This is a genomic window from Catenulispora pinistramenti (assembly GCF_018274385.1).
Lineage (GTDB): Bacteria > Actinomycetota > Actinomycetes > Streptomycetales > Catenulisporaceae > Catenulispora > Catenulispora pinistramenti.
The window spans coordinates 1-20,934 of record NZ_JAAFYZ010000087.1 but is presented as its reverse complement, the minus strand read 5'-3'; the positions used below and the strand labels follow the sequence as shown (position 1 = coordinate 20,934).

Genomic DNA, 20,934 nt, shown 5'->3' with positions numbered 1-20,934 from the left:
CGGCCACCCTATCGGTCGGCGGGGGCCGATTCCGGACGCTCCGAGGTGACGCCCCGATCGCGCACCGTGTCCGGCGAAGTGTTCGATCCCGCGCTAGCCCCGCCGCTCGACCCGCCGTTACCGCTAGCCCCGGCGCTCGACCCGGCATCCGCCCCGGCCGGATCCAACGGCTCAGGACGGCGCCTGGCGAACGACATGAGCATCCCGACCGCCGTCAACGACGGCAACAGCGACGACCCGCCATAAGACACGAACGGCAACGGGACACCCGCGATCGGCAGCACGCCGGTCACCGCCCCGAGGTTGATCATCATCTGCGCCGCCAGCCAGACCGTGACCGAGGCCGACACCAGCCGTACGAACGGGTCGGTGGTCCGCAGCGCCATCCGGATACCGGCGTAGGCGAGCGTCAGGAACAGCCCGAGCACCGTCAGCGCGCCGATCAGCCCCAGCTCCTCGCCGATGATGGCGAAGATCATGTCGGTCTGCACCTCCGGCAGCTGCCCCCAGCGCTGCTTACTCGCGCCCAGGCCCTCCCCGAACCAGCCGCCGCTGGCCAGCGCCTGGAACGCGTGGATGGCCTGGTAGCCGGTGCCGCCGGGGTCGTTCTCGGGACTGAGGAAGTTGGTGAACCGCCGCACCCGCGAGGGCCGCATCAAGATGGCCAGCGTCGCCAGCCCCACCGCCGAGCACAGCAGGATGGAGAACAGCCGCCCGGGCGCGCCGGCCGTGAACAGCAGGCAGAACACGATGGCGACGATGATTATCGAGGTCCCCATGTCCCCGCCCATCATCACCAGCGCGATGATCACCACGGCTCCGGGCACCAGCGGCACCAGCAGGTGGTCCCAGGTGGTGAGCAGCTTCTCCTTGCGCACCAGCAGGTCCGCGCCCCACAGCACCAGCGCCAGCTTGGCGAACTCACTGGGCTGCACCGTCAGCGGCCCGATGATCAGCCAGTTCTTGTTGCCGTTGTGCGAGGACCCGACGGCCAGCACGAGCAGCAGCGCCAGCACGGTCCCGACCAGCGCGGGATAGGCCAGCGTCCGGTATGCCCTCGGCGGCAGCCGCGACGCGCCCCACATCAGCGCCAGCCCCAGCACCGCCGAGATCGCCTGGTTCTGGATCGAGGACAGCATCGGCCGGCCGTTCACCAGGTTGTTGACACTCGAGGCCGAGAACACCTCCAGCAACCCGATGCCGAGCAGCAACAGCACGGCCCCGACCAGCAGGTAGTAGGACGTGAGTTCGAGGTCGAACAAGGACTTCAGGACGGCGCGACGGGCCCGCAGCGCACGCACGGCGTTCTTCAACGGCGACGCCTGCGAGTCCGCGGCCTGTTCACTCATGGTCCTTAGGTTAGCCAGCGGGCGGCGGACGGGGGGTCAGCTTGAGGTGGGGTGTCGGGAAACCGGGGCCCCTCACCGGTCTATTACGCACCTGGGACGAGGTCCGTCTAGAGTGATGTGCCGCATTGCCGCCGCGCCGGCGCCTGGTTCCCGGCGGGGATGATTCGCCACGCTCACAGCCGTCCCCGGGGGGTTCGTCCCGAATGCCGCAACTACCGGCCACCGTCCGTTCCCTGCCGGTCACCGGTGCCGCCGCGCTCACGGCCCTGCGCCGCGGCGAACGCGTCCCCTACCTCGGCATCGCCTCCCAGCACGTGCGCATACCCCGGGGCCGGACCCTCGCCGTCGCCGGCCTCGTCGCCTTCGTGTGCTCGGTCTGGCTGCGGATCGTCGTCGTCTCGGCGCATCCGCAGGATCTGTGGCTCACCATCGACCTCGACGTCTACTACGAGGCCGGCCGGTCGCTGGCGCACGACCAGCAGCACCTGTACTCGAACGGCTTCGGTCTGGGCAAGCTGCCCTACCTCTACCCCCCGCTCACCGCCCTGGGCTACGCGCACCTGACCTGGCTCACCTTCGAGCAGATCAAGGTGCTGACCACGGCCGTCAGCATCGCCTGCCTGGTCACCGTCGCCTGGTCGGCATGGGGCATGCTCGGCTACCGGGCCGGCTTCGGGCGGCTCGGCGCCGCCCTGGGCGTGGCCGCCGTCGGCATCTGGCTGGAGCCGGTGCACTCGAACCTGAACCTCGGCCAGGTCAACGTGGTGGTGATGGCGCTGGTCGTGGCGGACCTGGCGCAGGGCGACCGGCGCTGGACCAAGGGGATCGGGATCGGGCTGGCCACCGCGATCAAACTGACTCCGGGCCTGTTCATCGTCTATCTGCTGCTCACCCGGCGATTCCGGGCCGCGGCCGTGGCCACCGGCAGCTTCGTGGCGGTCAGCGGCGCGGTGTGGCTGGTGCTGCCCAAGGCCTCGCGCGAGTTCTGGTTCCACGCGATCGGGGTCACCCCCTTCGGCCGCGACTACGCCGCGAACCAGTCCTTCCAAGGGATGTTCCTGCGGCTGCTGAACAACAACGATCATGCCGCGAAGTACCCGTGGCTGCTGGCCAGCGCGCTGATCGTGATCGTCGGCCTGGCCGCCGCCGCGCTGGCCGCCAACCGCGGCGCCGAACTGCTGGCCGGCGCCGTGGTCTCGGTCATCGCGCTGGAGATCTCGCCGATTTCCTGGACCTGCCACTGGGTGTGGGTCGAACTGCTGCTCGTGCTGGCGATCCACGCCGCGATCCGCTCAGGGCAGCTGCGGACCCGGGTCTGGGCGGCGGTCGGGACGATCGCCATGCTGGCCTGGCCGATGCGGGTCAACGACTCGGGCGGGTCCGATCCGCGCCAGCCGCTGATCCCGACCGGGCTGATCAACTACGCGCCGCGCTCGCTGGGCCGGGAAGAGGCGTGGGATCCGTTCCAGATGCTGTACGGCAACGGGTACGTGCTGGCCGGTGTCGCGTTCGTCGTGGCGGTGGCGGTCCTGGAGTTCCGGCGGTTGCGCCGGAACGAGACGGACGCTGACGCTGAGGAGACGGCCGCTGAGGAGACGAGCGCTGAGGAGACGAGCGCCGAAGAACTGGCCGGTGCTCCCACCGCAGGCTGATCGGCTCCCCAATAGAGGGGCCCGCGACAGAAGGCCCACAATAGAAGGCATGGCAGGGACCCGAGGCTGGGCCGAATACTGGCGCGACGACGCCCGAGGCGTCGAAGCCATGTACGCCCGCTTCCGCGACCACGTCTTCGCCCCGCACTCGCACGACGCCTACTCCTTCGGCGTCACCGAAGCCGGCGCCCAACAGTTCCACTGCCGCGGCGGCCTGCACACCAGCTCCGCCGGGATGGCCATGACACTGAACCCGGACGACCCGCACGACGGCCACGCCGCCGCCGAACTCGGGTATCACTACCGCATCGTGCACGTGTCCCCGCAGGCCGTGCGCGCGGTGCTGGCCGACGCCGCCACGACCGACCCGGGTGCTTCCGACACCGCCGCTCCCCTGCCGCTGTTCACCCGTCCGGTCCTCGGCGACCGCCGCCTGGCGCACGCCATCGCGCGCCTGCACGCCGCGCTGGCCGCCGGGGCCGGCCCGCTGGCCCGGGACGAGCACCTGCGGGCCGTCATCCTCGGCGCGCACGTGCGCGGGGCGACCCGGCCGCCGCGCATCAGGACCCTGGCCGACGGTGCCCAGCGGGCGGCGGCGCGCCGGGCCCGGGCCCTGATGCGCGAGGCGTATCCCGAGCCGGTGTCGGTGGAACTGCTCGCCGAGGCCGCCGGGTGCAGCAGGTTCGCCCTCTACCGCGCCTTCTCCGCCGAGTTCGGCATGTCGCCGAGCGACTACGAACGCCAGCTCCGCCTGCGCCACGCCCGCTCCCTGCTGGCCGTCGGCACCGCCCCGGCCGAGGTCGCGGCGGCCACCGGCTTCGCCGACCAGGCGCATCTGGCGCGCTGGTTCAAGCGGGCGTACGGGATCACTCCAGGGGTCTTCGTGCGGGGCGCGGGGCGCTGATCCCGTCCGGTGTCAGAGGACTGCGGCACAGGTCTACCGTCGAACAGACGAGCGGAATAGTTTGATAGTCCATGAGCTACGAAATCCCGTCGGAAGCCCACCGCCTCCACGCCGAAGGCCGCTCCGCCGGCGCCCGCGGCGACTACGACGAGGCCCTGACGCTGCTCGGCCGGGCCGCGGCGCTCGCCCCGGAGTGGCCGTACCCGCCGTACGACGCCGCGTTCACGCACCTCATGCGCGGCGACTCGCGCGCCGCGCAGAACCTGTACGAGCGGGTGGCGCTGCTGTCCCCGGCCGGCTTCTTCACCTGCCGCACCACGCTGGACATGCTGCGACGGGAGCACGCCGGACAGCTCAGCCCGGGTTTCTCCAGGGCCTTCGTGCAGTTGGAGTGGCTGGAGGACCGCGCGGAGAAGACGCGGATCCTGCGGACCATCACGCAGCGGTTCCCGGGATTCCCGCCGGCGTGGAAGGAGCTCTCGCTGCTGCTGGAGGATCCGCAGGACCGGGTGATCGCCATGGACAACGGGCTCGCCGGGGATCCGGATCCGGAGACCAAGACCACGCTGCTGCTGAACAAGGCCGGGTTGTACGCCGCGCTCGGCGATCTCACGGCCGCCTCCGCGCTGTACGCGATCATCGCTGAGGACCCGGATGTGACGCCGACCGGGGCCGCTTTCGCCCGGGCGTTCCGGGCGAAGCGGCTGCCGGGTCAGTAGCTCTGCTTGATGAGCAGTTCTCTTCCCGTCACTCCGCGACCTCGGCCTTCAACTCCCGGACCGCCTCAGCGAAGACATCCCCCCGCTGCCCGTACGAACTGAACATGTCCATCGACGCGCACGCCGGCGCCAGCAGCACGGTGTCCCCGGTCACGGCCATCGCCCGCGCGGCCTTGACCGCCTCGGCCATCACCTCGGCCGCCTGGTCCGGGCCGGGTCCGCCGAGGTCCGCCACCGGCACCTCCGGGGCCCGGCGGCGCAGCGCCTCGGCGACCAGGTGGCGTTCGGCGCCGAACAGGACCGCGCCGCGCAGCCGCTTGGCGTGCCGCTCCACCAGGTCGTCGAAGTCCGCGCCCTTGGCCAGCCCGCCGGCCAGCCAGACCACGTGGTCGTAGGTGCCGATCGAGGCGGAGGCGGCGTGCGGGTTGGTGGCCTTGGAGTCGTCGACGTAGTCCACCCCGTCGATGCTCGCCACCCAGGCGATGCGGTGCGGCTCGGGCCGGAACTCGCGCAACCCGTCGCGCACCGCCGTGGGCTCCACGCCGTAGGCGCGGACCAGCGCGGCGGCGGCCAGCGCGTTGGCGATGTTGTGCGGGGCGTGCGGCTCGACGTCGTAGACGGTGCCCAGCTCGGCGGCGCTGGTCCGGCGGTCGTCCACGAAGGCGCGGTCGGCCAGGATGCCGTCCACCACGCCGAGCATCGACAGCCCCGGCGCGCCGAGCGTGAAGCCGACGGCCCGGCAGCCCTCGACGACGTCCGCTTCCTCGACCAGGCGCACGGTCTCCAGGTCGGCGGCGTTGTAGATCGCGGCGATCTGGCAGTTCTCGTACGCGCGGGCCTTGGCGTTGACGTACTCGGCGTACGAACCGTGCCAGTCGATGTGGTCCGGGGCGAGGTTCAGCACCACGGCGGCCAGCGGGCTCAGCGTGGAGCTCCAGTGCAGCTGGTAGCTGGACAGCTCGATGACCAGCACCTCGAACGGCTCCCCGGCCTCCCCGCCGGCCTGCCCCCGCAGCACCGCGTCCAGCACCGGGTACCCGATGTTGCCGCACGCCACGACGTTCTTCCCGGCCTGCTTCAGCATCGACTCGGCCATCCGCACCGTGGTGCTCTTGCCATTGGTCCCGGTGACGACCAGCCACGGCGCGTAGCTCCCGTCCGGCAACGGCGCCCGCAACCGCCACGCCAGCTCGGCGTCACCCCAGATCGGCACCCCGGCCGCCCGCGCCGCCGCCACGATCGGCGCCGACGGCGGCATCCCAGGGCTGACGACCAGCAACTGGGTCCCGGCCGGCAGCGTCTCATCGTCGCCCAACCGCAGCGTGGCACCGTGCTCCGCCGCCTGCGCCGCGCGCGCCGTGGTCACCTCATCGTCATACCGGTCGACCAACGTCACCTTCGCCCCGCGCGCCGACAACGCCGCCGACGCCGACAACCCGACCACCCGCGCCCCGACCACCGTGACGGCGGCGCCATCGAACTGCACAGGACCGGGAGCGGCGAAGTCGTTCATGCGGGCAAGCCTATTAGGTGGCGCGTGCGTGCACGCTTATTGGGCGGCAGCCGCCAGCAGCCGCATGGCCATCTCGACCAACTCCGGATATCGCACCACCCGCTCGCCCCAGCCGGGGACGGGGACGTGAAGCGCGTCGGTCCAGCGCGCGGGGATCGCCTCGCGGCCATAGACGGCGCCGGCCAGACCCCCGGTCACCGCGGCCACTGTGTCCGTGTCGCCGCCGAGGTCGATGGCGGCGCGCAGGGCCGATTCGTAGTCGGTGGTGGTCCGCAGCGCCCACACCGCGGACGCCAGGCACGGCCACACCGCGCCGTTGAACTCGGTGGCCATCCTGGGATGCCAGTCGGGCGCCAGGATCGCGGCGTAGCGGTCGCGGTGGTCGGGGTGGATATACGTGATGACGTCGGGCAGCGCGATCAGCGGGTCCTCGCCGTCGAGGGCGAGCCGCACCAACTCGTGGAAGACCGCCGTGCCCTCCCACGCCGCGCGGTCGCCGTGCGTGAGGGCCGCGATGCGGCGGGCCGCGGCCATCGTCGCCTCGCGGCCGGCGGATGCGAAGTAGATCGCGGAGGTCGCGGCGCGCATCAGGGAGCCGTTGCCGGCCGCGTGGCCGGTGATCCAGAAGTGCAGCCCGGCCGCGCTGTCCCAGGGGTCGCCACTGGTCAGGACCGATTCGGTCTGCAAGCCGATGTCCTTGGGATCGGACCGGGCCCACCGCTGAAAACGCTCGAAGATGTCAGCCGGGTCCAAGCCGCCGCGCTCCAGCAGCGAATCCGCGACCAGCACAGCCATCTGGGTGTCGTCGGTGGCTTCGCCGGGATCCCAGCCACCGCCGCCGCGCATCTCAGAGGACGTGGGCTCGCCCGGCGGATTCGACCCGGCCGGAGACTTCTCCACCGGGTACTCCACCGGGTACTTCACCGAGAACGCGCCGGCCGCCCCGAACTCGAAGGGTGCGCCGAGCGCGTCGCCGACCGCCGAACCGACCACCGTCCCGACAGCGCGCGCCGCGCGTTCCGTGTCCCCGATCACCCGCGCATCCTAGGGCGTGTTCTTCCGGCGCTTGGGTTTTTTGATCTGCGGTTCGGCTCTAGAAGGCGGCGATCGTGGCGGGCGCGCGTTCCGCCCGGGTCAGCGCGCGTAGTACCGGCACGGAGCCGTGTCTCCTGGCCGCCAGCGTTGCCAGGAGGCTGATGACCGCGTCGGTTGCCGGGGCGGGCACCTCGGGTGTCGGTACGCCCACGCTGACGGCCAGGTCGTCGAGGTGCACGACCAGTTCCATCAGGCGGTTGGTCAGCAGGTCGTCCAGGCGCAGTGCGGGCGGTCCCCACGGGAACTGCACCACTCGCGACGGGAGCTGGCGCGGCAGGTCCCGGCGCAGTCGCTCAAGTACCTCGGCGGTCCGGGCCGCCAGCACCTGCGGGCCGGGCGCGGCGTACTCGGCGCCGCTGCCTCTGATCCCCTGGTGGACCTCACCGTCTTGGTCGGCGTCGATCCATGTGGCCTGAAGGAGATAGTCCAGCAGCGCCATGGGCTCGGTGTCCGGTTCCGGGCCGTCGAGCACCTTGGCCACCACATTGACCTGCCCGGCCAGATGGCCCGCGAGCCCGCTGACGGCATAGCCCGCCAGAGCGCTGGGCTTGTCCCACGCATCGGCCACAGCCTGGTGTGCCAACAGAGCCGTCGCCGCTTCGGCGGCGGCGAGGTAGCTCCCACTGATCATATTCGTGTTATACCACGCACCCGGTGACGCCCGATCGGCCTCCAAAACACGCCCTGATCCCCAGTTCACACACACTCGGCCGACCCCGGTGGACCGGCGCTACACAGGCGGCGGATCATCGAGGTATGACCGATATCAGGGACCTGAACGCGCGCGCGGTGCGCGACAGTATGGACATCGTCAGGCAAGTGCAGGTCACGGACCTGGGCCGGCCGACGCCGTGCGAGGGGTGGACGCTCGCGGATCTGCTGGGCCACATGACAGTGCAGCACCACGGGTTCGCAGCGGCCTCCCGGGGCGACGGCGCGGACATGAAGCGCTGGGAGTTCGCACCCGCCGGCCCGGACGCCGTGCAGCAGTACCTGGCGGCGTCCGAGGAGGTGCTGGCCGCGTACGCGGAGCTAGGCGCCGACCTCGACGCCGTCTTCGACCTGCCCGAGTTCCAGATCGACCCGCCCCGATTCCCGGCACGGATCGCGATCGGCTTCCACTTCATCGACTACATCGTGCACGCCTGGGACGTCGCCGCCACCCTCGGCCTGCCGTTCGAGCTGCGTCCGGAGTTGGAGCAGGACGCGCTGCGGATCACGCTGTCCGTGCCGAACGGCGACAACCGGACTGCGGACGGCTCGGCGTTCGTCCCCGCGCTGGAGATCCCCGAGGACTCCTCCGCGCTCGATCAGGTTCTGTTGCATCTGGGCCGCACGCCAGGCTGGCGCCCGATTGCTTAGCCGGTAAGGCTTGTAGGCCCTGGTTCTAGTTCTAGCTCTAGCTCCAGACCGAAGGCTCCAGACCGAAGGCCGCGCTGCCACCGCGTGGCCGCCGGTGTTCGGTTGAGCACCCGCCCCTACCGCCCGACCGCGTACCCCTGCATCCCCCGAGGATTCGCCGCCGCCCGCACCAACCCGCGCTCCGGATCCCGCCCCACCACGCACATCCGCCCGAGCGACCAGTCTCCCGACACCACGACCTCGTGCCCCCGGTGCCGCAGCCCGTCCAAGACCGCGGCGCCGAGTCGGGCCTCGGCCACCACACGCCCCGGGTAGGCCGGGCGCGGGTAGAACGACTCGGGGAAGTGCGAGGTGTGGAACGTCGGCGCGTCGATCGCCGCCTGCAGGTTCATTCCGCCGACCACATGGTTCAGCACGAACAGCAGCTGCCACTGGTCCTGCTGGTCACCGCCCGGCGACCCGAAGGCCAGCAGCGGCTCGCCGTCGTCAGCCCGCAACGCCAACGTCGGCGAGAGCGTGGTCCGGGGCCGCGACCCCGGTGTCAGGGTGCTGGCAAGCCCGTCCTGTAGCCACGTCATCTGCATCCGTGTGCCCAGGCAGAACCCGAGCGCGGGGATCACCGGCGAGGAGTGCAGCCACCCGCCGCTGGGCATCGCGGCGACCATGTTCCCCCACCGGTCCACGACATCCACGTGCACCGTGTCGCCCCGCGCCTCGCCACGTCCCACGCCGGACGCGCCTGAGGCCCCCGACGCCCCCGATGCCACCGGCTCCCCGGTCGAGGCATCGGCCGGAATCGGCAGATCAGGACGCTCCGGCAGCACCGGCACCCGGCCAGCCGGCGACCCCGGACGCAACTCCAGCGAAGCGACCTCGCCGATCAGCCCCCGCCGCGCGGCGTTGTACTCCGGCGAGAGCAGAACATCGAGCGGCGTGTCGAAGCCGTCGCCGTACCAAGCCTCGCGATCGGCGAAGGCGAGCTTCGCGCCCTCGACCACCCGATGCACGAAGTCCACGCTGCCCGGTACCAGATCCGACATCAGCCCCTGGTCCTGGAGCAACGCCAACTGCTGCAACAGCACCGGCCCCTGTCCCCACGGACCGGTCTTGCAGAACGTGTAGCCGCCGAAGTCATACCGAACCGGCTCCTCATAAGAAGGCTGCCACGCCGCCATATCAGCACCCGTAATCACCCCCGCGTGATCGGAGCCGGAGGAGTCACGCCACGCGGAACGGGCGAACGCGTCAATCGCCGAAGCGACGAAGCCCTGACTCCAGGCGTCCAACGCGGCATCGATCCGGGCCTCGCGCGTGACGCCGGCCGAGTCGGCCAAGCTCTGGTAGGTGACGGCGAGCGTCGGGTTACGGAAGACCGCTCCCGCTGCCGGAACCTTCCCGTCCGGAAGGTAGACGTCGGCAGAAGTCGTCCAGTGCTCCCGGAACATCGGCTCGATATCCGCAATGCACTGAGATAGCGCGGGCGTGACCGGGTAGCCGTCGCGCGCGTAGCCGATGGCGTAGCCCAGCACGTCGGCGAGTTCCATCGTCCCGTGATCGCGCAGCAAGGTCAGCCACGCGGGCACCGCCCCCGGCACGGCCGCGGCCAGCAACCCCGAGCCCGGCACCAACTCCAGCCCGAGATCCCGGTAGTGCCGGACCGTCGCACCGGCCGGCGCCACGCCCTGCCCGCACAACACCGTCGGCCGCTTGTCGTCCCCGCGCGCGAAGATCACCGGCAGGTCGCCGCCGGCCCCGTTCTGATGCGGTTCCACGACGTGCAGCACGAACCCGGCGGCCACCGCGGCGTCGAAGGCGTTGCCGCCGCGTTCCAGGACGGCCATGCCCGTCGACGAGGCGAGCCAGTGCGTGCTGGACACCATGCCGAAGGTGCCGCTGAGCTCCGGACGTGTGGTGAATGCTTGAGCGTCGGTCATCGTCCCACCCTCCTGCCAGGCATTACCCTAGGCGCCCGACCGGCATCGGCCAAGGGCTGAGCCGTGCGGTGTGGCTCTCAAAAGGTATGGCTGGGTATGGCTCCCAAGAGGTTTGACTCTCACCCCGCGACGCGCGGCCGCAACCCATCGGCGACCAGCCCGACCACCCGCGGCACCTCGGCCGGCGACACCGAACGCGCGGCCGAGACCGCGGCCACGACCAGCGCGTGCAGCACGTCGACGGCGATGTCGTCCCGCACCGCACCCGCCTTCTGCGCCCGCAGCAACAACTCCCCCATCGCGGCCTTCAGCGGAACGGCGACCTCGCGGGTCGCCGTCATCACGTCTATCCCCTGCCGTGCCAACGCCGCCGCGAGGTCCATCTTGTCGTCGGCGGCCAGCACCATCGTCTCGAAGTACGCGAAGAACGCCGGGCCCGGATCCGGGGCGGCCAGCGCGTCCTGGGCCTTGGCGTGCAGCACCACCAGCCGGTCGGTCAGCACCGCGTGGAGCAGGGCCTCCTTGGTCGGGAAGTGCCGGTAGACGGTCCCGGCGCCGACCCCGGCCCGCCGCGCGATCTCATCCAGCGGCACGCCCGGCCCCTCGGCGGCGAAGGCCTCGCCGGCCGCCTCCAGCACCCGGGCGCGGTTGCGCCTGGCGTCCGCGCGCAGCGGGCGCCCACCAGCCTCGTCTTCAGCTTCCACGGACCCGTTCACAGCGCCAGCGTAGCCCCACTCGACAACCGGGGCGTGCGCCCCGTATCGTTCCGGACAGCGAAGCGGGGCGATCGCCCCTCTTAGCTTCCCACCCTTTCCCGTCAGGAGATCCGCATGTCCGAGCACGTCCGCACGACCCGCGAGACCATCGAGAACATGCTGCGCGTGGTCCTCGAGGGCACCCGCGACGACCTCGCCGACTGCTACGCCGAGGACGTCGTCATCACCAACCCCTTCGCCCCGGAGGAGTTCCGCGAGTCCCACGGCAACGCCGCCGTGCGCGCCCGGATGAAGAGCTTCGCGCAGTACCTGCACTACACCGAGATCAAGAACGTGACCATCCACGAGACCACCGACCCGCAGGTCGCGGTCGTGGAGTTCACGGTGGTCGGCGACCTGGCGCCCAGCGGCAAGCAGTTCGAACTGCCCTCGATCAACGTGATCCGGGTGGTCGACGGGCTGATCGCCGAGTCGCGGGACCACAGCGACGGGGTGCGGACGGCGAAACTGCTGGAGGACATCCAGGCCCAGGGCTGAGCCAGGCTGGCCGGGGCGGGCCGGGCCGGGCGGCGCCGCGCCGAGCGGGGCTAAGCCAGGCTGGCCGGTCCGGTCCGGTCCGGTCCGGGCCTAGCCGAGCCGAGCCGAGCCGAGCCGCAGTCTGCTTCGGCGCGAGCGTGGTCCGAGGTCAGCGGCGCGCCAGCTCCCACAACCGGGCCCAGTCCTCGGCCACCAAGTCCTTGGGCAGGGCCCGGGCCGGGATCCGTTCGCGACGCACCCACTCCCGTAGCTCCGCGCGCCGCACCCGCCCGGTCCGCCCGACCATCTCCTCCAGCCCGCGCCCCGGCGCCTGGAAGACCTGCTTCACAAAAGCCTGATACCTGCCACGCTCCTCGACCAGCGGCACGCGCCGCCGCATCATCATCAGCAGCCCGGCATCCACCGACGGCACCGGCCGGAACGCCGCCGCCGGGATCCGCCGCACCAGCTCGAACTCGTACCAGGGCCACCACGCGGCGGTCAGCATGCTGGCCCCGCCGACCCCGGCCCGCCGCCGTGCGACCTCCCACTGCACGATCAACACCGATGCGGTCCAGCCGCGCTCGGACAGCAGCTTCCTGATGATCGCCGTGGTCAGGTGGAACGGCACGTTGCCGACGATCGTGTGCGGCGTGGCCGGGAACCGGTGCCGCAGCACGTCGGCCCGCACCACGTCCACGTCCACGCCGACACCGGCACCGGCACCGGCACCCACGGCGTCGCCAAACCGGGTCTGGAGCCGCCGCACCCGCCGCGGGTCGAGCTCCAACGCGGTGACCGGGCGGCCCAATCGGGCCAGCGGCGCGGTCAGGGCACCGTCCCCGGCCCCGAGTTCGATGATCGGGCCCTGAGTCTGGGTCCTGACCAGCCGCTGGATCGCGGTGATCAGGGCCGGGTCGGCAAGGAAGTTCTGGCCGAGTTCATGGCGTCCGCCGACGTACTCGGAAAAGGCGGAAGAAGTCTTTTGGCGCTGCATGGGGTGCTCCGCGGCTGGCTCGCGATCGAAGCCGGGCAGCACGCACTTGAATCAAGCACTGTATGACCGCACCGGCAGGGACTCGGATGCGGCGGGACTCGCGGATCAGGGGATCGGCTACCCGCCGTCAGAGGCGGATGCGGATGGAGATCGCGTTGCAGCACATGGTCAGGGAGCCTAACAAGGAGCGGTCGGGATCCGCGCGCTATTTTCGGTCGACCCGCTCGCGCCTCGTGCCGCGCACCGCAACCCGTGTCCGCTGCGCCGCAGCTCACGTCCGCCACAGCTCACGTCCGCCACAGCTCACGTCCGCCGCGGCGCCCGGCCAGCGCGGCTTCCCCCGGCCCTCACTCCCCTTCGAGCTCGCCTTCCAGCTCCAGGAACACCTGACGCAGCCCGTCCAGCGTCGTCGGCTCCGGTTCGGCCCACAGCCCGCGCTCCGCGGCCTCCAACAGCCGCTCGGAGATCCCGCGCAGCGCCCACGGGTTCGAGCGCTCCATGAACGCGCGGTTGGTCTCGTCGAAGACATACGTCTGGGCCAGCTGCTCATACATCCAGTCGTCCACGACCCCGGCGGTGGCGTCGTAGCCGAACAGGTAGTCGACGGTCGCGGCCAGTTCGAAGGCGCCCTTGTAGCCGTGGCGCTGCATCGCCGCGACCCACCGCGGGTTCACCACCCGCGCCCGGAACACGCGGTGCGTCTCCTCGGCCAACGTACGAGTCCTGACAGCCTCCGGCACCGCCGAGTCGCCGACGTAGGCGGCCGGCGAGGTGCCGGTCAGCGACCGCACCATCGCGACCATGCCGCCGTGGTACTGGAAGTAGTCGTCGGAGTCGACGATGTCGTGCTCGCGGTTGTCCTGGTTCTTGGCGGCGACCTGGATGCGCCGGAAGGCGTTCTCCATGTCCCCGCGGGCCTCGCGGCCGTCCAGCCCGCGGCCGTAGGCGTAGCCGCCCCACACCGCGTAGACCTCGGCGAGGTCGGCGTCGGTGCGCCAGTCGCGGGCGTCGATCAGCGGCAGCAGCCCCGCCCCGTACGCGCCGGGCTTGGAGCCGAACACGCGGGTGGTGGCGCGGCGGCGGTCGCCGTGGGCGGCGGTGTCGGCGTCGGCGTGCGCCCGGACGTAGTTGTCGGCCGCCGGTTCGTCCAGCTCTGCGACGGCCTGGATGGCGTCGTCGATGAGCGCGATGACGTGCGGGAACGCGTCACGGAAGAAGCCTGAGATACGAACCGTGACATCGACGCGCGGCCGCCCCAGCTCGCTCACCGGCACCACCTCGAAGCCGGTGACCCGCCGCGAGGCCTCGTCCCACACCGGCCGGCAGCCCAGCAGGTGCAGGATCTCGGCGATGTCGTCGCCCTGGGTGCGCATCGCCGAGGTGCCCCACACGGTCAGGCCGACCGAGCGCGGGTACTCGCCGGTGTCGGCGAGGTGGCGGGCGATGAGCGATTCGGCCAGGGCCTGGCCGACGTCCCAGGCGTTGCGCGAGGGGATGGCCTTGGGGTCCACGGAGTAGAAGTTGCGGCCGGTCGGCAGCACGCCGACCAGACCGCGGGTCGGGGCGCCGGAGGGGCCGGCGGGGATGTAGCGGCCGTCGAGGGCGCGCAGGACGTTGGCGATCTCGTCGGTGGTGCGGGCCAGGCGCGGGACCAGCTCGGTCGCGGCGAAGCGGAGGACGGCTGCGACCTCTGATGCCGCCGAGGTGCCCAGCACCGATACCGACGCCGGCGCCGCCGAATCCGACTCGCGACCAGCCGCCGAACCGCCGAGCACCGCCTCGCAGACCCCCGGCACCGCCGCCGGGTCCCACCCCGCCGCGGCGAGCGCGTCCACCAGCCGCCGCGCCACCTGCTCCAACAGGTCCACAGCATCGGCCGCCGACCTCGCGGGCGCCCCCTGCGCATCGGCCAGCACGACGAGCGTCTCAGGGATCTTCGCCGCCGCCCCGGGCTCGGCCAGCAGCACCTGCTCGTCCAGCCCCACCAGCGCCGCCAGCGCCTGTCGCAGCCCGGTGACCGCGCCGCTCACACCCCCGAACACCTGCTTCGCCCGCAGGATCGCCAGCACGTCGGCGACCAGTTCGTCGCCCTCCGGCGCGCGTCCGAGGATGTGCAGCCCGTCGCGGATCTGCACGTCCTTGATCTCGCACAGATAGCCGTCCAGGTGCAGCACGAAATCGTCGAAGTCGTCGTCGGCCGGCGGGTTCTCGACGTCGCCGTGCAGGAGCGAGGCGAGATCGTGGTGCAGCTGCGCGGCGCGGATCAGGGTCCAGATCTGCGCCCGCACCGTCGGTGTCTTGTCCGGGTCCAGTGCCTGCACGGTCGCGTACTCGTCGAGCAGCTGTTCCAGCTTCGCCAGGTCGCCGTAGGTGTCGGCGCGGGCCATCGGCGGCATCAGGTGGTCCACGATGGTCGCGTGCCCGCGGCGCTTGGCCTGCGTGCCCTCGCCGGGGTCGTTGACGATGAACGGGTAGACCAGCGGCAGCTCGCCGAGGACCGCGTCCGGGGCGCAGGACTCTGACAAGCCCAGCCCCTTGCCCGGCAGCCATTCCAGCGTGCCGTGCTTGCCGAGGTGCACCACGGCGTCCGCGCCGAAGCTGTGCTCCAGCCAGCGGTAGGCGGCCAGGTAGTGGTGGCTCGGCGGGAGATCGGGGTCGTGGTAGATGGCGATCGGGTTCTCGCCGAAGCCGCGCGGGGGCTGGATCATCAGCAGGATGTTGTCGAACTGGAGCGAGGCCAGCACGATGTCCTCGCCGTCCACATACAGCGACCCGGGCGGCTCGCCCCAGTGCCGCCGGATGCCCTCGCGCAGGTCCTCGGGCAGCGTGGCGAACCAGGACTCGTATTCGCGCAGCGGCACGCGCGCGGGCGCCGCGGCCAACTGGTCCTCGGTCAGCCACTCGACGTCGTGGCCGCCGGCGGCGATCAGGCGGTGGATGAGCTGGTCGCCGTCGTCGGGGAAGTCGCCGACGGTGTAGCCGGCCGCGCGCAGCGCCGTCAGCAGGCGCACGGCGCTGGCCGGCGTGTCCAGGCCGACGGCGTTGCCCACGCGGGAATGCTTGGTCGGGTAGGAGGACAGGACCAGCGCGAGCTTCTTGTCGCGGTTGGGGATGCCGCGCAGGGCCGCGTGCCGGTAGGCGATGCCCGCGAGGCGTGCCGCGCGCTCCTCGTCGGCGACGTACACCGGGATGCCCGCCTCGCCCTCCTCCTTGAAGGAGAAGGGGACGGCGATCAGGCGGCCGTCGAACTCCGGGATCGCCACCTGCATCGCGGCGTCCATCGGGGTCAGGGCGGCGTCAGAGTCCTGCCACGCTTCGCGCGAGGAAGTGAGACAGAGTCCTTGGATGACCGGGATGTCCAGGGCCGCGAGGGCGCCGACGTCCCAGGCGTCCTCGTCACCGCCCGCGCTGGCGTCCGCCGCGTTCGCGCCGCCGCCGGCCAGGACGGTGACGACCAGGGTGTCGCAGCGGCGCAGGAGCTCGACCAGGCCCTGGCCCGCGTCATCGGAGAGGCCTCGCAGGGAGCCGCAGTAGACCGGGAGCACGTTGGCGCCGCGGGTTTCGAGGACGTCGGCGAGCGTGTCCACAAACGCGGTGTTGCCCGAGAGCTCGTGCGCGCGATAGAAGACGACGCCGACGGTCGGACGCCCCTCGCGCTGCTCCCGGTCCCCGTGAACGCCGAACTCCGGCATCGCCTGCGGCGCCTCGAACCCCTCACCGCCGCCGAGGACGGTGTCGGTGAGGAAGTTCGCGAGCTGGACCAGGTTCGACGGCCCACCGGCGGTGAGGTAGTTGAGCGCTTCGGCCACCACGCCTCCCGGCACGGTCGACAGCGCCATCAGCTCCGCGTCCGGCACGGCCTCGCCGCCCAGCACGACGGCCGGCACGCCACTGGCCGTGATCGCGTCAACGAGCCAGCGCCACGGCCGATGCCCACCGAGTAGCCGCACAACCGCGACCTCAGGATCGGCCTGAGCCAGCAGCGCACCCAACCCCTCGGCATCGAGCCGCGCCGGATTCGCGGTGCGATAGGGGGCGCCGCACGCGTGGGCGGCCAGGAGCTCGGTGTCAGCCGTGGACAGCAACAGAATGCGCGCGGGCATGCGACGGCACTTCCTCTCGCGGAGTCCGCGCTCCGCCTTGGGCTGATGGTGTGCGGACGACAGGCAGTTCCTGACTTGCGGCCCCGGGGTGGGGCACGCTCACAGTTGCGGGACAGCGTCCGATTCGCACGGGCTTCCTGGACTGTCGTCTTGAGGGACAGTGTGCCAGATGGGGAGTGGGCAGTTCGGCGAGTGGGTGACTCGGCTGCCGGTTCCGTAAGCCGGAGGCTGGCGGATCACCTCCGCCCAGGCCGCCGCCGCAGTCCCCCGACACCCGCCAACCACGCTGCGGCCACCGCGGCTGCGGCGCCGACCGTCCCTGAAAGCACAGCGGCGCGCTGGATGTCGGCGACGCGGGGTGCGCGCCCCGCCCCCATCACCGGGCGATGCTCGACCACCGCGCCGTACGTGTTCGTGCCGCCGAGGCGGACACCGAGGGCGCCGGCGGCCGAGGCTTCGCAGCGGCCTGCGTTGGGGCTGGGGTGGCTGGCGCCGTCGCGGCGGAGGACCTTGAGTGTGCTGAGGGGGTTGCCGCCTACTGTTGGGGCTGCGGCGACTGTGGCCGCGCCGGTGAAGCGGGCGGGGAGCCAGTTGAGGACGTCGTCGAGGCGGGCGGAGGCCCAGCCGAAGTTGCGGTACTTGGTGTTGCGGTAGCCGACCATCGCGTCGAGGGTGTTGGCGGCGCGATAGGCGAGCAGGCCTGGGATGCCCGCTACCGCGCCCCACAGGAGTGGGGCCACCACCGCGTCCGAGGTGTTCTCGGCCACCGACTCCACGACTGCTCGCGCGATCTGGTCCGCGTCGAGGCCGCGTGGGTCGCGGCCGCAGAGGTGCGGCAGCCGGTCGCGGGCGGCTGCCAGGTCGCCCGCGCCCAAGGCGTCGCCGATCGCTGCTGCCTCGCGGCGCAGTGACGTGCCGCCCAGCACGGTCCAGGTCGCGGCTGCGGTCAGTACGGCCCCGGCTAGCGGGCGCCGTGCGGCTGCCCGCTCGGCCGCGATGCCCAGCGCTGCGGCGCCGCCTACGAGCAGGCCGGTGTAGGCGGCGCCGGCGGGTCGCGAATCGGTGTAGAGGCCCCGCCGTAGGCCGTCGGCGACTCGGCCGAAGCCCGCTACGGGGTGGCCGCGCCGCGGATCCGCGAAGTACCAGTCGGCCGCGAAACCGAGGGCCAGCCCGGCCGCGCGGGAGGAAGATCGCATGCCCGCAATCTATCGGCGCGCAGTGGAGCGCAGCGTCCGGTGAACGCGAACGGCTGGCACAAGGCAATGCGCGGCTCCCCGAAACTCCCACGTCCCGGAGTTACATTGGGCGGGTGGGAACCACCTTCCTGCTCCTGTCTGTCTTCCTAGCCTGCGCCGTCGAGGCCGTGGAAGCGCTCACCATCGTGCTCGCGGTCGGCCTTACCCGCGGCTGGCGCTCCGCCCTGCAAGGTGTCGCCGCCGGCCTGTTGCTCCTCGCAGCCGTGGTGGCAGTCCTCGGCCCCGCGCTCACTGTCCTGCCGCTCAAAACGCTGCGGCTGGTCGTCGGCGGTCTGCTGCTCACCTTCGGCCTGCAGTGGCTCCGCAAAGCGATCCTGCGCGCCTCCGGCTACAAAGACCTGCGCGATGAAGCCGCCGCCTACCAGCGCGGGGTCGCGGCGGCGCGGGAGGCGGCGGCCGACAAGAAGCCGCTCGTCGACGACTGGTACGCCTTCACCCTCAGTTTCAAAGGCGTCGTGCTGGAGGGCCTGGAAGTCGCGTTCATCGCCCTGACCTTCGGCGCGAACCAGCACGACATCCCGCTGGCCGCCGTGGCGGCCGTGGCCGCCGTCCTCACCGTCTGCGCGGCGGGGGTGGCGATCAAGGCGCCGCTGGCGCGGGTGCCGGAGAACACCCTGAAGTTCGCGGTCGCGGTGATGCTCACCGGCTTCGGCACGTTCTGGGGCGCGGAGGGTGCGGGTGCCGACTGGCCGGGTGGCGACGCGTTCCTGCCCGCGGTCCTCGCCTACGTGTTGCTCGTGGCGGTCAGCGCGGTGTGGGTCCTGAAGCGGAGGCGGGCGGCGTGGGCAAGCTGAAAGCCTTCGGGCTGTTCTGGTACGACTTCATCATCGGTGACGACCCGCTGGTCGCCGTGCTCGTCATCGCCGCGCTGGCCGGAACCGCCGGCCTGAGCACGCACACCACCGCCTCCTGGTGGCTGCTGCCGGTGATCGTCACGCTCGCACTGGCAGCGACCTTGGTACGGGCCGTGGGGAAGAAGAGGGATTAAGACCCCGCCAGCTCCACCCGGGTCCGGATCCGCGCGTCCCAAGCCGACCGTGCCGCGATCAGCTCCCGCACTCCGCCCCGCACCCACCAACCGCGTCGCGCCACATCCCAGCGGGCCAGCACCCGGCGCGAAATGGTGATCGGCACGGTGGCGATCTCGTTCGGCGCGGCCAGCGTCGTCCCGAAGCCGACCAGCCGCGGCGGATCGTCCCGCTGCGGGTCCCCGCCTTCGCACGCGAGGTAGATCTGCACCACCTCACGCCCGATCCGCTCGCCGGTGTTCCGCACCTTCACCGCGACCTCGACGTCCCCGGCCGCGTTCACGCCGGCCGTGATGTCCTCGTACTCCCAGGTCGTGTAGCCCAGACCGTGCCCGAACGGATAGGCCGGGACGATCTCAGCCTGCGCATACCCGCGATACCCGAACATCGTGCCCTCGGCGTAGACGACCTTCCCGTCCACCGGCGCCGTCGACAGTACCGGCGCGTCGGCGGCGGTCTTGGGGAACGTCGTGGGCAGCCGGCCGCCGGGCTCGACCGCGCCGGTGACCGCATCGGCGATGGCGTAGCCGCCCTCCTGCCCCGGGAACCAGGCCCACAACACAGCAGGGACCGAATCCCGCCACGGCATCTCCACCGGCGCCCCGGCGTTCACGACCACGATGGTGCGCGGATTCTGCGCGGCGACCGCTTGGACCAACTCGTCCTGACGCCCCGGCAGCAACAAGTCGGTGCGGTCGAAGCCCTCGCTCTCCACCTCGTCGGTGGTCCCGACCACCATCACCACGACGTCGGCCGCCCGGGCCGCGTCCAGCGCCGCCTGGAACAGCTCCTCCTCGGAGGGCCCCGGCACCTGGTGGTTGAGCCCGAACATCGCAATGGGCAGATTCGCATCGACCTGCGCGACCACCTCGAGCCGCACCGTCCCGGTCTCGATCTCCACGTCCACCCGGTGCTCCGGCGGCTTGACCAGTCCTTCGACCAGGTCACCGCCCGCACTCGGACTCATCGTGATCTTCATCGGCGCGTTGTCCCCGATCACCAGCCGGAACGCGCCCACGCCGGAAACAGAGAACTGATGATTACCGGCCTGCCCGATCACCACGTCGGCCCGCACCCGGATCCCGGCGGTCCCGGCCGGCAGCCCGCCCATGAACACGAACCGCGAAGCCTGGCGCACCTCGCTCCCCAGGACATCCCCGGCCGGGTCGATGAAGTCCACCCGCAGCCCCGGGTGCCCGGTGTCGGGATCGGTCGCGGTCTCCGGCGTGATCGCCGGCAGCAGCCGCTGGGTGACCACGCCCTGGGCGTAGTCGACGGTCACCATCGGCCCCAACGCTTCGGCCAGCGCTGTCAGGGGGCTGATGACGTGCGCCGGGTTCACGTGCGCCGACCCGCCGCCCTGCGCCGTCAGGCACGCGGCGTTCGGCCCGATGACCGCGACCCGCGAGACCGAACCGGGGTCCAGCGGCAGCAGCGGGTCGGCACCGACCTGCTCGTTGCGCAACACCACCATGGCGCGCGCCGCGATGTCCCGGAGTTGCGCGTCGGCGTCGTCCGGGGTGGTCACCGGGGGCAGCGGATCGGAGCCGGCCAGGAATCCGGTGCGATCGGCCAGGCGCAGGACTCGCAGCACCTTGTCATCGATCACTGATTCCTCGACCTCGCCGCCACGCACCGCGGCCACCAGCGCCTCGCCCCACGGTCCGGTGGGCCCCGGCATCACCACGTCCAGCCCGGCATCGGCCGACTCGGCCGTCGAGCGGGTGGCGAACCAGTCGGAGACCACGACGCCGTCGAACCCGAGCCCGAGCCCGGACCCGAGCCCAGAC

At 71.6% G+C, this 20,934-nt stretch carries 17 protein-coding genes and 1 riboswitch; of the genes, 7 read left to right on the top strand and 10 right to left on the bottom strand.

Annotation, left to right across the window (positions count from 1 at the left end):
* Nucleotides 1-8: 8 nt before the first annotated feature.
* Nucleotides 9-1,349, bottom strand: a complete 1,341-nt coding sequence (gene ftsW, locus KGQ19_RS24170; protein ID WP_230419317.1) for a putative lipid II flippase FtsW — start codon at nt 1,347-1,349, stop codon at nt 9-11.
* A gap of 203 nt (nt 1,350-1,552) precedes the next feature.
* On the opposite strand from ftsW, the gene KGQ19_RS24165 reads away from it, so the two are divergent.
* The 3 genes from KGQ19_RS24165 to KGQ19_RS24155 all read left to right on the top strand — a co-directional run bounded on the left by KGQ19_RS24165 (nt 1,553) and on the right by KGQ19_RS24155 (nt 4,624).
* The gene (locus tag KGQ19_RS24165) at nt 1,553-3,001 is read left to right on the top strand and encodes a glycosyltransferase 87 family protein (protein WP_212011888.1); all 1,449 of its coding nucleotides are present in this window, start codon (nt 1,553-1,555) and stop codon (nt 2,999-3,001) included.
* 49 nt (nt 3,002-3,050) lie between these two features.
* Nucleotides 3,051-3,905 (top strand): AraC family transcriptional regulator, encoded by an 855-nt coding sequence (locus KGQ19_RS24160; RefSeq protein WP_212011879.1) that lies wholly within the window; start codon nt 3,051-3,053, stop codon nt 3,903-3,905.
* A gap of 71 nt (nt 3,906-3,976) precedes the next feature.
* Nucleotides 3,977-4,624, top strand: coding sequence for a hypothetical protein (locus tag KGQ19_RS24155; protein WP_212011877.1), 648 nt, complete (start codon nt 3,977-3,979; stop codon nt 4,622-4,624).
* Nucleotides 4,625-4,652: 28 nt separating this feature from the next.
* On the opposite strand, the gene murD is transcribed toward KGQ19_RS24155, so the two are convergent.
* From murD to KGQ19_RS24140, 3 genes are read right to left on the bottom strand one after another with little or no spacing between them, the layout of a single operon-like run.
* A complete protein-coding gene (gene murD / locus KGQ19_RS24150; protein ID WP_212011875.1) occupies nt 4,653-6,137 on the bottom strand; it encodes a UDP-N-acetylmuramoyl-L-alanine--D-glutamate ligase in 1,485 nt (494 codons plus the stop codon).
* Nucleotides 6,138-6,173: 36 nt separating this feature from the next.
* Complete coding sequence (locus KGQ19_RS24145) at nt 6,174-7,172, bottom strand: ADP-ribosylglycohydrolase family protein (protein WP_212011873.1); 999 nt, start codon at nt 7,170-7,172, stop codon at nt 6,174-6,176.
* 58 nt (nt 7,173-7,230) lie between these two features.
* Complete coding sequence (locus KGQ19_RS24140; RefSeq protein WP_212011871.1) at nt 7,231-7,863, bottom strand: maleylpyruvate isomerase N-terminal domain-containing protein; 633 nt, start codon at nt 7,861-7,863, stop codon at nt 7,231-7,233.
* 125 nt (nt 7,864-7,988) lie between these two features.
* Between KGQ19_RS24140 and KGQ19_RS24135 the strand changes: the two genes are divergently transcribed.
* Complete coding sequence (locus KGQ19_RS24135) at nt 7,989-8,594, top strand: TIGR03086 family metal-binding protein (protein ID WP_212011869.1); 606 nt, start codon at nt 7,989-7,991, stop codon at nt 8,592-8,594.
* A 116-nt stretch (nt 8,595-8,710) separates the two neighbouring features.
* On the opposite strand, the gene KGQ19_RS24130 is transcribed toward KGQ19_RS24135, so the two are convergent.
* Both KGQ19_RS24130 and KGQ19_RS24125 read right to left on the bottom strand, forming a co-directional pair.
* The gene (locus KGQ19_RS24130; RefSeq protein ID WP_212011867.1) at nt 8,711-10,528 is read right to left on the bottom strand and encodes a gamma-glutamyltransferase family protein; all 1,818 of its coding nucleotides are present in this window, start codon (nt 10,526-10,528) and stop codon (nt 8,711-8,713) included.
* A gap of 119 nt (nt 10,529-10,647) precedes the next feature.
* On the bottom strand, nt 10,648-11,244 hold the full coding sequence (locus KGQ19_RS24125) for a TetR/AcrR family transcriptional regulator (protein WP_307856497.1): 597 nt from the start codon (nt 11,242-11,244) through the stop codon (nt 10,648-10,650).
* Between the two features lie 114 nt (nt 11,245-11,358).
* On the opposite strand from KGQ19_RS24125, the gene KGQ19_RS24120 reads away from it, so the two are divergent.
* On the top strand, nt 11,359-11,781 hold the full coding sequence (locus KGQ19_RS24120; RefSeq protein ID WP_212011866.1) for a nuclear transport factor 2 family protein: 423 nt from the start codon (nt 11,359-11,361) through the stop codon (nt 11,779-11,781).
* 148 nt (nt 11,782-11,929) lie between these two features.
* Here the strand turns inward: KGQ19_RS24120 and erm are convergent, their stop codons facing one another.
* The 3 genes from erm to KGQ19_RS24105 form a co-directional block, all read right to left on the bottom strand.
* Nucleotides 11,930-12,757 (bottom strand): 23S ribosomal RNA methyltransferase Erm, encoded by an 828-nt coding sequence (gene erm, locus KGQ19_RS24115; protein ID WP_212011863.1) that lies wholly within the window; start codon nt 12,755-12,757, stop codon nt 11,930-11,932.
* 347 nt (nt 12,758-13,104) lie between these two features.
* Nucleotides 13,105-16,860 (bottom strand): cobaltochelatase subunit CobN, encoded by a 3,756-nt coding sequence (cobN, locus tag KGQ19_RS24110; RefSeq protein ID WP_212011861.1) that lies wholly within the window; start codon nt 16,858-16,860, stop codon nt 13,105-13,107.
* Between the two features lie 44 nt (nt 16,861-16,904).
* Nucleotides 16,905-17,022: riboswitch (cobalamin riboswitch) on the bottom strand.
* Nucleotides 17,023-17,096: 74 nt separating this feature from the next.
* Entirely contained in the window at nt 17,097-18,056 is a 960-nt protein-coding gene (locus tag KGQ19_RS24105; RefSeq protein WP_212011859.1) for a cobalamin biosynthesis protein, read from the bottom strand.
* Between the two features lie 113 nt (nt 18,057-18,169).
* Here KGQ19_RS24105 and KGQ19_RS24100 point away from each other — a divergent pair, with 113 nt between their 5' ends.
* Complete coding sequence (locus KGQ19_RS24100) at nt 18,170-18,910, top strand: COG4280 domain-containing protein (RefSeq protein WP_212011857.1); 741 nt, start codon at nt 18,170-18,172, stop codon at nt 18,908-18,910.
* Complete coding sequence (locus tag KGQ19_RS24095) at nt 18,898-19,104, top strand: hypothetical protein (protein ID WP_212011855.1); 207 nt, start codon at nt 18,898-18,900, stop codon at nt 19,102-19,104. Before KGQ19_RS24100 ends, KGQ19_RS24095 begins: the two co-directional genes overlap by 13 nt.
* Here KGQ19_RS24095 and KGQ19_RS24090 read toward each other — a convergent pair.
* Nucleotides 19,101-20,934: glycoside hydrolase family 3 C-terminal domain-containing protein (locus KGQ19_RS24090; protein ID WP_212011853.1), on the bottom strand; the 1,834-nt coding region annotated here is incomplete at its 5' end. The genes KGQ19_RS24095 and KGQ19_RS24090 overlap by 4 nt on opposite strands.

What these genes read in the sequence shown, in the direction of transcription:
- ftsW (WP_230419317.1), bottom strand. Translation starts at nt 1,349, where the DNA reads ATGAGTGAACAGGCCGCGGACTCGCAGGCGTCGCCGTTGAAGAACGCC.
- KGQ19_RS24165 (WP_212011888.1), top strand. Translation starts at nt 1,553, where the DNA reads ATGCCGCAACTACCGGCCACCGTCCGTTCCCTGCCGGTCACCGGTGCC.
- KGQ19_RS24160 (WP_212011879.1), top strand. Translation starts at nt 3,051, where the DNA reads ATGGCAGGGACCCGAGGCTGGGCCGAATACTGGCGCGACGACGCCCGA.
- KGQ19_RS24155 (WP_212011877.1), top strand. Translation starts at nt 3,977, where the DNA reads ATGAGCTACGAAATCCCGTCGGAAGCCCACCGCCTCCACGCCGAAGGC.
- murD (WP_212011875.1), bottom strand. Translation starts at nt 6,137, where the DNA reads ATGAACGACTTCGCCGCTCCCGGTCCTGTGCAGTTCGATGGCGCCGCC.
- KGQ19_RS24140 (WP_212011871.1), bottom strand. Translation starts at nt 7,863, where the DNA reads ATGATCAGTGGGAGCTACCTCGCCGCCGCCGAAGCGGCGACGGCTCTG.
- KGQ19_RS24135 (WP_212011869.1), top strand. Translation starts at nt 7,989, where the DNA reads ATGACCGATATCAGGGACCTGAACGCGCGCGCGGTGCGCGACAGTATG.
- KGQ19_RS24130 (WP_212011867.1), bottom strand. Translation starts at nt 10,528, where the DNA reads ATGACCGACGCTCAAGCATTCACCACACGTCCGGAGCTCAGCGGCACC.
- KGQ19_RS24120 (WP_212011866.1), top strand. Translation starts at nt 11,359, where the DNA reads ATGTCCGAGCACGTCCGCACGACCCGCGAGACCATCGAGAACATGCTG.
- erm (WP_212011863.1), bottom strand. Translation starts at nt 12,757, where the DNA reads ATGCAGCGCCAAAAGACTTCTTCCGCCTTTTCCGAGTACGTCGGCGGA.
- cobN (WP_212011861.1), bottom strand. Translation starts at nt 16,860, where the DNA reads ATGCCCGCGCGCATTCTGTTGCTGTCCACGGCTGACACCGAGCTCCTG.
- KGQ19_RS24105 (WP_212011859.1), bottom strand. Translation starts at nt 18,056, where the DNA reads ATGCGATCTTCCTCCCGCGCGGCCGGGCTGGCCCTCGGTTTCGCGGCC.